The organism is Planococcus sp. BI3 (assembly GCF_056680115.1).
The window spans coordinates 244,456-257,183 of record NZ_CM155266.1; the positions used below are offsets into that span (position 1 = coordinate 244,456).

Sequence of the window (12,728 nt, forward strand, 5' to 3'; positions counted from 1 at the left end):
AAATTCCTGCTACTATCAAAAAAACCTTGGGGGTTATTACATTGACAAAACGTAAATTTGGTCTAGGTCTATCATTGATGCTTGCTGCTGGTACGATGCTTGCTGCCTGCGGAAGTGAAGAAGATACTTCAACTGGCGAAACTGGCGGAGGAGAAAGCACAGAAGAAGCTGCTGATTTCTCAGTTGCCATGGTTACAGATGTCGGCGGTGTGGATGATAAATCCTTCAACCAATCTGCTTGGGAAGGCGTCCAGCAATTTGGTGAAGAAAATGGCCTTGAAAAAGGCGATGGCGGCTTTGATTACCTTCAATCTGCATCGGATGCAGATTACAACACCAACCTGAACAACTTGATCCGCCGTGATTTTGATGTGGTATTCGGTATCGGGTTCTTGATGGAAGGTGCTGTAGCTGAAATCGCTGAACAGCAGCCTGAAGCTCAAATTGCGATCATTGATGCTGTAGTAGATGCTCCAAACGTTGCAAGTGTCCTGTTCAAAGAGCAGGAAGGCGCATTCCTTGCGGGTGTAGCAGCAGCTCTAATGACAGAAACGAACAAAATCGGATTTGTTGGCGGAATGGAAATTCCGGTAATCGAGCGTTTTGAAGCAGGATTCCTTGAAGGGGTTGCAGCTGTAGACGATTCAATTGAAGTCGATGTTCAATACACAGGGGCTTTTGATAAAGCGGAATTAGGTAAAACAACTGCGAACCGTATGTACTCTGCTGGAGCAGATATCATTTTCCACGCTGCAGGAGGCACTGGTAACGGTGTATTCACTGAAGCAAAAGAACGTAAAGAAGCAGATCCAGAAGCGAATATTTGGGTTATCGGCGTAGATGCTGACCAATACGATGAAGGCCAAACAGGCGATGCCAATGTTACGTTGACTTCAGTATTGAAACGCGTTGACACGGCTGTCATCAACATTTCTGAACAGGCAATGGCTGGCGAATTCCCAGGCGGCGAAACAATCACTTACGGTTTGTCTGATGATGGTGTAGGCCTTGCTGATTCACGTGGAGCGATTCCAGAAGATGTAATGACGCAAATCGAAGACTTTAAGCAACAAGTTATCGATGGAGACATTGTTGTTCCTGAAACAGTAGAGTAACAGTTTTTCAGTAACACGGTCATCATAAAGACCGGTTCAACCGGTCTTTATGATTTTTTTTGCCTATAAGCTGGAAATTAATAGATGAAAGGCTTTTGGCAACGGAAGCCTTTCCTGTGTTAATTAATCTATAAAAGTTAGTAGTTTTCGGGGGAGTGACAACAGTGGAGTATGTAATCGAAATGCTGAATATCCGCAAAGAGTTCGGTACGTTTGTCGCCAATGACAATATTACGCTGCAACTGCAAAAGGGAGAAATTCACGCATTGCTAGGGGAAAATGGAGCAGGAAAATCAACTTTGATGAACGTCCTATTCGGCTTATACCAGCCTGAAGGCGGAGAAATCCGAGTTCGTGGGAAAAAAGTGGATATTACCAATCCGAATGTGGCCAATGATCTTGGGATCGGAATGGTTCACCAGCATTTTATGCTGGTCGAAAACTTTTCAGTCACCGAAAACATCATTTTGGGCAGCGAGCCGACCAAATTCGGCATCACCAATAAAAAGGATGCGGCTAAAAAAGTACAGGCCTTGTCTGAACAATACGGCTTGAATGTAGATCCCTATGCAATTATTGAAGATATTTCGGTAGGCATGCAGCAACGGGTGGAAATTTTGAAAACTTTGTACCGTGGAGCCGAGATTCTGATTTTTGATGAGCCGACAGCTTCATTGACGCCACAGGAAATTACGGAATTGATTCAAATTATGAAGCGGCTGATTGCTGAAGGCAAATCCATTATTTTGATTACACATAAATTAAAGGAAATCATGGATGTTTCTGACCGGGTAACGGTTATCCGCAAAGGCCAAGGAATCGGAACGGTTGTTACTGCTGAAACCAACCCGAACGATCTTGCATCATTGATGGTTGGCCGTCACGTGGAATTTAAGACGGTAAAAGGGCAAGCGTTTCCTGGTGAAGAAATTCTGGATATCAAAGACTTGGTTGTCCAGGATTACCGTGGAATAGAAAAAGTGAAGAGCTTGAATCTGAACGTCCGCAAAGGCGAAATTGTCGGAATTGCGGGAATTGATGGCAACGGGCAGTCCGAGTTGATCGAAGCAATCACGGGCCTTCGCAAAGTGAAGAGCGGGACCATCTTTATCAATGGCAAAGATGTCACCAATATGAAACCGCGAAAAGTGACGGAATCAGGCGTCGGGCACATTCCGCAAGATCGCCATAAGCATGGCCTGATATTGGATTTCCCGCTTGGCCACAACATTGCGCTTCAAACCTATTATACAAAACCGATTTCCAAATCAGGGATTATCGATTACAACAAAATCAATGAAAAAGCATTGCAGATCATCAAGGATTTTGATGTTCGGACGCAAGGGCCGGGAGAATTGGCCCGTTCCCTATCTGGGGGCAATCAGCAAAAGGCGATTATCGGAAGGGAAGTTGACCGTGATCCGGATCTGCTGATTGCGGCATTACCGACCAGAGGCTTGGATGTCGGCGCCATTGAATTTATTCATAGCCGGTTGATTGAACAGCGTGACAACGGCAAGGCCGTTCTGCTGATTTCGTTTGAGCTAGATGAGGTTATGAACGTTTCAGACCGTATTGCGGTTATCCATGACGGTGAAATTGTGGATATTGTGACACCGGAAACCACCAGCGAACAACAATTGGGCTTGCTGATGGCGGGCCACACCGATAACAAAAAAACGCAGGATTTGACGAAGAAAGGTGAGGATCAGCATGTCGAATAGAGCGACGAATCTCCTGGTCCCCATCGTTTCCGTTATTTTAGGTCTCTTGGTCGGCGCGGTAATTATGCTGGTCAGTGGCTATAATCCACTGGAGGGCTACGCAGCTCTTTGGAACGGGATTTTTGGAGACATGTACACGATTGGTGAAACAATCCGCCAAATCACACCTTATCTATTAGCTGGTCTTGCGGTCGCTTTTGCGTTCCGCTCGGGTCTTTTCAATATTGGTGTGGAAGGGCAATTGATAGTTGGCTGGTTTGCTGCAGCTTATGTAGGGGTAGCTGTAGAATTGCCGAAAATCATCCACTTGCCTCTAGCCATTATAGCGGCAGCGGTAGCCGGCGCATTATGGGGCTTTGTACCAGGTCTCCTGAAAGCGAAGTTCCGCGTCCATGAAGTAATTGTAACCATCATGATGAACTATATTGCGTTGCATGTAACGAACGCATTGATCCGGACTGTTTCAGAAGGAGGCGACCGGACGGGGAACATTTTTGCAAGTGCTTCCCTGCGTTCTGAGTTTCTTGAGAACCTGACAGAATTTTCACGGCTGCATTACGGAATTATTCTTGCATTGATCATGGTCGGTGTGATGTGGTTCATCCTGGAGAAAACGACGCTTGGCTTTGAACTGAAAGCTGTCGGCTTTAATCAGAATGCCTCGCAATATGCAGGAATGAACGTCAATAAAAATATTATTTTAGCGATGGTCATCTCTGGTGCATTTGCCGGAATGGCTGGAGCAATGGAAGCGCTTGGAACGTTTGAGTATGTTTCTTCCAAAGGCGGATTCACCGGTATCGGATTTGATGGAATCGCGGTTGCCTTGCTTGGCATGAACACGCCGCTTGGTGTGATTTTCGGCGCCACATTGTTCGGTTCCTTAAAATATGGAGCTTTGAACATGCCGAATGCTGCAGGCATTCCGATTGAAATCGTTGAAATCGTTATCGCAGTTATTATCTTCTTTGTAGCTTCAGGCTACATCATTCGCTTGCTGCTGCTCCGTGCATCAGCTAAGAAGAAGGAGGCGAAGTAATATGAGTTTCTTGGAGGTTCTATACTTCATCATTCCTTCAGCGATTTTCTATGCGGCGCCGCTTATCTTAGTGGCGATCGGTGGCGTGTTCTCGGAAAAATCGGGGGTCGTCAACATTGGTCTGGAAGGGCTGATGGTCATCGGGGCGTTTGTCGGGATCCTGTTCAATTTATTGTTTGCCGATACCTTCGGCGCCGCTACACCTTGGGTTTCACTGTTAGCGGCGATGGTCGCTGCGTTGCTGTTATCACTTTTGCACGCAGTCGCGTCCATCTCGTTCCGTGCAGATCAAGTGGTTTCGGGCGTCGCCATCAACTTATTGGCAATTGCGCTGTCTTTGTACCTGGTGAAAAGCATTTTCGATAAAGGGCAAACAGATTTCATTACAGAGCGTTTCGCGCGCTATAATGTACCGTTCCTGTCAGACATACCAATTATTGGGCCCTTGTTCTTTACCTCTGTGTACAATACATCGTTCTTTGCGATTGCAGTAGCTTTTGTTGCTTGGTTCGTTATCTATAAGACGCCTTTTGGCCTTCGGCTTCGCGCTGTAGGAGAACATCCGATGGCTGCTGATACGATGGGAGTCAATGTAACGAAAATGCGCTATGTTGCAGTTATGATTTCTGGTGCCTTAGCGGGAATCGGCGGTGCGATTTATGCACAAACCATCACCAATGATTTTGGCCATGCCACGATCAATGGACAGGGCTTTATGGCGCTCGCAGCAATGATTTTTGGTAAATGGCATCCGCTTGGAGCCATGGGAGCAGCCTTATTCTTCGGCTTTGCACAATCCTTGAGTATTGTCGGATCATCCATTCCGTACATTCAGGATATCCCGAACGTCTTCCTGCTGATTTTGCCGTACGTCCTGACGATTCTGGCACTTGCCGGATTTATCGGACGCGCCAATGCTCCATTGGCGAACGGAAAACCATATATCAAAGGACAACGATAAGCTATTTTGGAAGAGCCGTCATTGCGACGGCTCTTTTCGTTTGCATAAAGGGAGTGGGGGCTTCCTCTTTTCTTTTGTCCAGCTGCAGCGCCCAGCTCTTTGGGTCATAAGCCTCCCTGGCTGTCTAGTTCAGTGCCTAGCTCTTCGGGATGTAAGCTGATCTGGCTGTGCGGCTGAAAACATGCCACTTCGCCAGCTCATCTTACACCTGTCAGAGCTGAACAGGCACTTCTACTTTTCGTGCTGCGTGGCAAAGGGCGCCACTCTGCTGGTCTGTCTTATGCCCGGCAGAGCTACACGGGCGCTTCCGCTTTTCTTTTGTCCAGCTCCGGTGCCCAGTCCCTCGAGGTCGCTTCGGACTTTCCGCCAATGGCAAAAAACGCCATTACCGGGAAGTCCTCCAGCGCTTGTCAGGACTAAAACGGGCACCTGCGCTTTTCTTTATGTCCAGCTCCAGCGGCCAGCTCCTCGGGTCATAAGCCTCCCTGGCTATGTGGCAAAGAACGCCACTTCGCCAGTGTGTTTTATGCCTTTCGGGGGGACGCAGGAAGCGGGTCAGCTAACCGTTGCGACAGGACGTCGCGCCCTTAGGTTAGCTTCAGTTAGCCGCTTTCGCTTTTCTTTTGTCCAGCTCCGATGCCCAGTCCCTCGAGGTCGCTTCGGACTTTCCGCCAATGGCAAAAAACGCCATTACCGGAAAGTCCTCCAGCGCTTGTCAGGACTAAAACGGGCACCTGCGCTTTTCTTTATTTGCAATTAACGGAAAGGGTTCGGTATAGTTAGAACATGAACGACGAGAGGGGATTCCAAATGTTTGAAACAATCAACATCGCCAAAGGTGTTAATGTACATGTTAATGAGACGACACAGTTTAAAACGATAAATTTTTCAATTAAATTCAAAGACAAGTTGACCAAGGAAAAAGCGTCTGCCCGTTCGATTTTGGCAAACGTGCTGCAGCACAGCAATGAGGTTTATCCTTCACATACCGCGCTCCGCATGGTTCTTGATGACCTGTATGGAACGTCTCTTTACATAGATTCTTCAAAACGGGGCAATGAACACGTTGTGACCTTGAATGTTGAAACGGTGAATGATCAGTATCTTTCTGAAAAAGGCGTTCTTGAAAAAGTGCTGAACTTGATGTATATCGTCCTGTTCAAACCAAATTTAGAACATGGTTTATTTAAAGAGACTATCTTCGTGCGTGAAAAAAATGCCGTTGTGCAGCGCATCGAATCGGTTTTTGATGAAAAAACACGTTATGCGCAACAACGCATGATGGAATTGGCCCTGCCAAACCATCCTGCTTCGATTACGTCAAATGGCACAATTGAAGATGTGGAAAATGTCACGAATGAGCAATTGTTTGCTGAGTACAAAGAAATGCTGTCACAAAATGAAATTGAAATCTATGCAGTAGGCGATGTAAAGCCGGAAATGATCGCTTCGCATATCCGTGACTTTTTCCACTTTAAAGATCGGGAAAGAGCGATTGCTGCACCTCCACTGGAATTGATTAAGCCGACGCAATCACATGTTCTTGAATACGAAGACATGAAACAAGGCAAATTGCATATGGCATTCTTTACGCCGATTACATTCCGTGACGAAAAATTCCCGGTCATGCAATTGATGAATGGGGTTTTTGGCGGTTACGCACATTCGAAGCTGTTTGTGAACATCCGCGAAAAGGAAAGTATGGCCTATTACGTATCGAGCTCTTTTGCTTCACAATTTGGGTTGATGTTCGTTCTGGCTGGTATTGATTCGAAACTGGAAGAAAAAGCAGTGACCTTGATTCTGGAACAATTGGAAGAAGTCAAAAAAGGCAATATTTCTGATATTGAGCTTGATCAGACAAAAGCCCTGTTGACGAATCAATTAAAAGAAGCTCTTGATTCGGCTCGCGGACAAATTGATATTTACGATCAATACATGGAATTGACGGATGCATTTGAACCGGAATTCATGATCAACAGATGGAAGAATGTCACAAAAGAAGACATCGCTGCTGTAGCTCAGCAACTTTCTTTGGAAATGACTTACTTCCTAGCTGGCAAGGAGGATGAAAAAGATGCATAAAGTTGAATTTGAACAATTGGAAGAAACGCTTTTTCATGAAAAGCTCGATAATGGCTTGAACGTCTACATTTTGCCGAAGGAAGGATTTTCTAAAACATTCGCCACTTTCACCACTAAATACGGTTCGATCGATAACCATTTTGTGCCTCAAGGCGAAACGGAACCGATCAAAGTACCCGACGGCATCGCCCATTTCCTGGAGCATAAAATGTTCGAGAAAGAAGAAGGGGATGTTTTCCAGGAGTTCAGCAAACAAGGTGCCGCCGCAAACGCCTTTACTTCATTTACGCGGACGGCTTATTTGTTCTCGGCTACCGGTGAAATCGATAAAAACGTTAAAACCTTATTGGATTTTGTCCAAAGCCCTTATTTTACGGAAAAGACCGTAGAAAAAGAAAAAGGCATCATTGCGCAGGAAATCACCATGTATGATGATCAGCCGGATTGGCGCCTGTATTTCGGCATCATCGAAAATCTCTATGAAAACCACCCGGTGAAGATTGATATTGCCGGAACTGTAGAGTCGATTCAGGACATCACAGCAGAACATCTGTACACGTGCTACAACACTTTCTATCATCCGTCCAACATGGTGTTATTCATCGTCGGCAATGTCGACCCGGACCAAATGATGAAATTGGTGAAGGAAGACCAGGCACAGAAAACATTTGAGGAACCGACAGAAATCAAACGCATTTATCCGGATGAGCCTAAAGAAGTGGCAATCAAGGAACGGGTGCTGGAAATGAGCGTCCAGAAGCCGAAAGTCTTCTACGGTGTCAAACCCGAGAAACTGGATTTGATCGGACCTGATATGCTGAAGCATGAATTGGCTGCTCAATTGGCCTACGAATTGCTGTTCGGACGGACATCTGATTTTTATCATCACGCTTATGAAAACGATTGGATCGACGAGTCCTATTCGTTTGACTATTCTCTGGAAAATGGATTTGGTTATGCCTTGATCGGTTCTGATACCCACAAACCGGAAATCTTGATAAAGGAAATCAAACACACACTGCAAAATGCAATTGAAAAATGGCCTTTTGGACAAGAAGACCTTGACCGGGTTCGCCGCAAGAAAATCGGATTTTTCCTGAGAGCATTGAATTCACCGGAATATATCGCCAATCAATTTACTCATTATGCTTTTAATGAAATGAATTTGTTTGATGTTGTGCCGGTCTTGGAAAGTCTGGAAGTTGCCGATCTGCAAAACGCTTTTGCATTAGTCAGCCATGAACCCCAGCAATCTGTATTTACCATCATGCCGTCGAAAAAGGATGCACAGTGAAAAGGTTTGCCGTCCTATTGGGGGCGTCGGGAGAGATTGGAGAAAGCATCGCATTGCAATTAGCAGAAAGTGGCTGGTCCCTGTACCTCCACTGGAATACCAATCCGACAGAGGCGCTAGCGCAGCAGTTGGCGAAGCGTTATCCTGAACAGGAATTTATTGCTGTTCAGTCCGATTTCGCTGGTGAAGGAGGAGCACGGCAGCTTGCTGAGTATGTTTATGACGCAAGCTGCATCATTGTTGCCAGTGGCCATTCACTGATGAAGCTGCTGATTGATACATCAGAACAGGATATGGAAGCGCTATGGCGCGTACACGTAAAAAATCCGATTTCAGCGATCCGCTCGATTTCTCCATTTTTTCACCGCCATGAAAAATCTTATGTAGTCTTTATTTCTTCTATCTGGGGTGAGACAGGTGCCTCGATGGAAACCATGTATTCGGCCGTGAAAGGTGCCCAGTTGGCGTTTGTCAAAGCCTATGCCAAGGAGATGGCACCTTCAGGAACACGTGTAAACGCTGTTGCACCAGGATTCATAATGACAAAAATGAATGCTTCCCTTTCTGCAGAAGAGCTGGAGGAAATCGAGGAGGAAATTCCGTTAGGACTTGGAACTCCCCAAGATATCGCCGATGCAGTTGATTTTCTGGTAGGCGGCAGAGCGGACTACATCACCGGCCAAACGCTTCGCGTCAATGGCGGATGGTTGATATGATGGTGTTTAGAAGCTTTTTCCTCTATCTATATGCCCCTTTTCCAACAGCGGCAAATCAGCTATCATATTAATTAGAGATTCCTTTAGGGGAACCCATATGGAGAAAGGTCGGATTGAGTATGAAAGAATGGTATTTCGAATACGAAATTCAAGTCAACCGTCCCGGCCTGCTTGGCGATATCGCTTCTCTGCTGGGAATGCTGCGGGTGAATATCGTGACCATCAATGGTGTGGATCAGGGCCGCCGCGGAATGTTGCTGCGTGCAGAACACGATGTCCAATTAGAGCGTTTTGAACAGATCCTGTCAACGATAGAAACGATTGCTGTGACGAAGTTCCGTGAACCAAAGCTGCGCGATATTCTGGCAGTCCGGCATGGCCGGTATATCCAACGGGATGCGGATGACCGCAAAACTTTCCGTTTTGTGCGGGATGAATTGGGGCTGTTGGTTGATTTTATGGCCGAAATCTTCAAGCAGGAAGGCCACAAGCTGGTCGGGTTGAGAGGCATGCCCCGGGTCGGAAAAACCGAATCCATCGTAGCGGCAAGCGTCAGCGCCAATAAAAAATGGATTTTCCTATCCTCGACAATGATCAAGCAGACAGTACGCAATCAGCTGATGGGTGATGAACACAATGCCAATAATATTTTTATCCTGGATGGCATTGTCACACGCCGATCGGCCGATGAACGCCATATGCAGCTGGTGCGGGAAATGATGCGCATGCCGACGATCAAAGTCGTGGAGCATCCCGATAAATTTGTAGAGCAGTCAGAATACAGTATCGACGATTTTGATTATATTATTGAACTGCGCCATCATCCCGATGAAAAAATCACCTATGAAGTGTTGGAGAAAAACACATTTATGGACGAAAAATCCCAGGGGAATATGTTTGGGGACGGATTCAACTTCTAAGTAGGCAGGTGATCGTTTTGAGTGAGTTGGGTACTCGGCTGAAACAGGCCAGAATCGCCAAAGGATATAGTTTGGAAGATTTACAGGACTTGACTAAAATACAGAAGCGGTATTTGGCTGGTATAGAAGACGGCAATCACAACATGATGCCCGGCACGTTTTATGTGCGCGCTTTTATCAAGCAGTACGCTGCTGCAGTTGGGCTGAACGGGGAAGAATTGCTTGAACAATACAAAACAGAAATGCCGGCTAACGAACCTGCTGCTCAAAAACAAATGCCAAGTGCGCTTACTTCCAGAAGCCGGTCGGTTACCAGAACGGCTCCGAGTGAAGCATATGCCGAAATTATGCCCAAAGTTCTGGTAGCGTTGTTTATTGTTCTGATTCTTGCTGTCGCTTGGTATTTTTACAGCGCTTCAACCAATACCGATACGGCAAATACACCGGTGGAGGAAGAAGATGGAGTTCCGTATGACGAGCCTGCTTCCTCTGCGCCGGAACCAACGGCCGAGGAAACTGCTGAGGAACCGGCTGAAGAGCCTGCAGAAGAACCAACAGAACCAGAGGCTGTTCTGTCGGTTGAAGGCACACAGGGGGAAACAACGACTTTTACGTGGCAGGGCCCCGCAGAGCGTCAGTTGGAAATAGCAGCAAGCGGTCCATCCTGGATTGCAGCTACTGACCAGAACCAAAACGAGCTGACTTCTGAAGCACGTGTTATGCAAGCCGAGGAAACTGAAAAGATTGATTTATCGGAAGTGGAAACCGTTCGCTTGCGCATCGGCGATTACTCGAATGTTACGCTGACGCTGAATGGTGAACCGATCGAGTATACACAGCAGCTTCAACCCCAAAATATCGTTATTCAATTTATCGACGCCGAATAGCCATCTTTGGATGGCTATTTTTCTTTAAAGTTTGAAAGGAGAAACAATAATGAACATACCAAATCAGATCACCATTTCGAGGATTTTATTGATTCCAGTATTTATGGTGATCATGCTAGCCGGCTTTGACTGGGGAACAATGACGCTTTTCGGAGCTGAAATGCCTGTCACTCATTTCGTCGGAGGACTTATTTTTATCTTTGCTTCCTTAACGGATTGGGTAGATGGCTATTATGCCCGCAAATACAATTTGGTTACGACCTTCGGCAAGTTTTTGGATCCGTTGGCAGATAAGCTTTTGGTTTCGGCTGCATTAATTATTTTAGTGGAGCTTGGCTTTGCTGCATCGTGGATCGTCATCATCATCATCAGCCGTGAATTTGCAGTTACCGGCTTGCGCCTGGTGCTTGCGGGTGAGGGAGAAGTTGTGGCAGCTGGAAATTTGGGCAAAATCAAAACGACCGCACAAATTTTGGCGATATCCGCATTGTTGTTGCATGACACCATCTTTACATTAATCGGCTTGCCGTTTGGTGACATCATGCTTTATATTGCCTTAATCTTCACGGTTTGGTCTGGATGGGATTATTTCTATGCCAATCGCCGTGCATTAATGACTTCAAAATAGGCTTGTACAAAGGGGATTGAACAGATGAACGCAGAAATTATTGCGGTAGGTTCGGAATTGCTATTAGGACAAATCACCAACACGAATGCCCGTTTTCTATCCAATCATTTGGCCGAGCTCGGCATCAATGTTTATTACCATACAGTAGTGGGGGACAATCCCGGCCGGCTGGAGGATGCGATAAAAATCGCAGAAAGCCGCGCTGATTTGATCTTGTTCACTGGAGGGCTCGGACCGACGAAAGACGATTTGACGAAGGAGTCGATTGCCCGGCATCTGGATACGACACTTGAAATGAACCAGGAAGCACTGGATTCCATCGTCGCTTTTTTTGAGCGTGCGGGTCGTCCGATGACCGAAAACAATAAAAAACAGGCATTGGTGCTGAAAGACAGCGATGTCCTCGTCAATCATAATGGCATGGCACCGGGGATGATGTACAAAAAAGATGAACGTGTCTACATCCTGCTGCCCGGTCCGCCAAAAGAGATGGAGCCGATGTTCCAATTCGAAGCAAAGCCAAAACTGGCGCATTTATTGAATAAAGCGGATGTCATCCTTTCGCATGTACTGCGGTTTTACGGCATCGGCGAGGCAGAGCTTGAAGACCGGCTGCACCATATCCTCGACAAGCAGACCAATCCAACCATCGCACCTTTAGCGGCTGATGGCGAAGTAACTCTGCGCATCACCGCCAAAACCAATACGACAGAAGAAGCATGGCATTTGATCAATGGTGCCAAAGATGAAATTCTGGATTTGGTGGGCGATTACCTTTATGGCTATGACAATGATTCGTTGGCTTCCAAAACGATTGAGCTGTTAAAAGAACAAGGCAAAACGATTTCAGCAGCGGAAAGTCTAACTGCCGGCCTCTTTCAGTCTGAACTGGCTTCTGTTGCTGGAGCAAGTGCTGTTCTGGCGGGTGGCGTCATCACTTATAACGAGGAGATGAAGGTTCATCAGCTTGGCTTGTCTTCTGAGCTGCTGGCGGAATATGGAGTAGTCAGTGAACAGACAGCACTGGCGATGGCAGAAGCTGTGAGAGATAAGTTTAAAACCGATATCAGCGTTTCATTGACAGGTGCGGCGGGCCCGGATGCCCATGGCGATCAGCCTGCAGGAACTGTATGGATCGGAATTGCTACAGAACAAGGCTCAAAATCCTACCGTTTGCAATTGTCAGGAATGCGGAACACCAACCGTTTGCGTGCCGTCAAATTGGCGCTGCATTATGTAATCCGCACCCTAACTGAAGAAGATGCACGCAAAATTTAATTTTGCGTGTTTTTTTATGGCCAAAAATGGGGAATGCCATATATAGGACGTTTAAAAATTGTTTTTCAAAAAACAAAAGCG

The 12,728-nt window shown here is 46.4% G+C and carries 11 protein-coding genes; all 11 read left to right on the forward strand.

Going from position 1 to position 12,728, the window contains the following annotated elements:
• Positions 1–41 precede the first annotated feature (41 nt).
• The 11 genes from AC1MEO_RS01200 to AC1MEO_RS01250 all read left to right on the forward strand — a co-directional run bounded on the left by AC1MEO_RS01200 (position 42) and on the right by AC1MEO_RS01250 (position 12,647).
• The gene (locus AC1MEO_RS01200) at positions 42–1,115 is read left to right on the forward strand and encodes a BMP family lipoprotein (protein WP_480333810.1); all 1,074 of its coding nucleotides are present in this window, start codon (positions 42–44) and stop codon (positions 1,113–1,115) included.
• 164 nt (positions 1,116–1,279) lie between these two features.
• Entirely contained in the window at positions 1,280–2,839 is a 1,560-nt protein-coding gene (locus AC1MEO_RS01205; protein WP_480333811.1) for an ABC transporter ATP-binding protein, read from the forward strand.
• Positions 2,829–3,878 (forward strand): ABC transporter permease, encoded by a 1,050-nt coding sequence (locus tag AC1MEO_RS01210; RefSeq protein WP_480333812.1) that lies wholly within the window; start codon positions 2,829–2,831, stop codon positions 3,876–3,878. Before AC1MEO_RS01205 ends, AC1MEO_RS01210 begins: the two co-directional genes overlap by 11 nt.
• 1 nt (position 3,879) lies before the next feature.
• Positions 3,880–4,839 carry an ABC transporter permease gene (locus tag AC1MEO_RS01215; protein WP_480333813.1) on the forward strand — a complete coding sequence of 320 codons (960 nt, stop codon included), beginning with the start codon at positions 3,880–3,882 and terminating at the stop codon, positions 4,837–4,839.
• Positions 4,840–5,649: 810 nt separating this feature from the next.
• On the forward strand, positions 5,650–6,924 hold the full coding sequence (gene yfmF, locus AC1MEO_RS01220) for an EF-P 5-aminopentanol modification-associated protein YfmF (RefSeq protein ID WP_480333814.1): 1,275 nt from the start codon (positions 5,650–5,652) through the stop codon (positions 6,922–6,924).
• Complete coding sequence (gene yfmH, locus AC1MEO_RS01225; RefSeq protein ID WP_480333815.1) at positions 6,917–8,218, forward strand: EF-P 5-aminopentanol modification-associated protein YfmH; 1,302 nt, start codon at positions 6,917–6,919, stop codon at positions 8,216–8,218. Before yfmF ends, yfmH begins: the two co-directional genes overlap by 8 nt.
• On the forward strand, positions 8,215–8,934 hold the full coding sequence (ymfI, locus tag AC1MEO_RS01230) for an elongation factor P 5-aminopentanone reductase (protein ID WP_480333816.1): 720 nt from the start codon (positions 8,215–8,217) through the stop codon (positions 8,932–8,934). The genes yfmH and ymfI overlap by 4 nt, the downstream gene beginning before the upstream one ends.
• Positions 8,935–9,053: 119 nt before the next feature.
• Positions 9,054–9,854, forward strand: a complete 801-nt coding sequence (locus AC1MEO_RS01235) for a YmfK family protein (protein WP_480335998.1) — start codon at positions 9,054–9,056, stop codon at positions 9,852–9,854.
• A gap of 8 nt (positions 9,855–9,862) precedes the next feature.
• A complete protein-coding gene (locus AC1MEO_RS01240; RefSeq protein ID WP_480333817.1) occupies positions 9,863–10,741 on the forward strand; it encodes a RodZ domain-containing protein in 879 nt (292 codons plus the stop codon).
• 49 nt (positions 10,742–10,790) lie between these two features.
• Positions 10,791–11,369 (forward strand): CDP-diacylglycerol--glycerol-3-phosphate 3-phosphatidyltransferase, encoded by a 579-nt coding sequence (gene pgsA, locus AC1MEO_RS01245; protein WP_480333818.1) that lies wholly within the window; start codon positions 10,791–10,793, stop codon positions 11,367–11,369.
• Positions 11,370–11,393: 24 nt separating this feature from the next.
• Positions 11,394–12,647, forward strand: a complete 1,254-nt coding sequence (locus tag AC1MEO_RS01250) for a competence/damage-inducible protein A (protein WP_480333819.1) — start codon at positions 11,394–11,396, stop codon at positions 12,645–12,647.
• Positions 12,648–12,728: the final 81 nt, after the last annotated feature.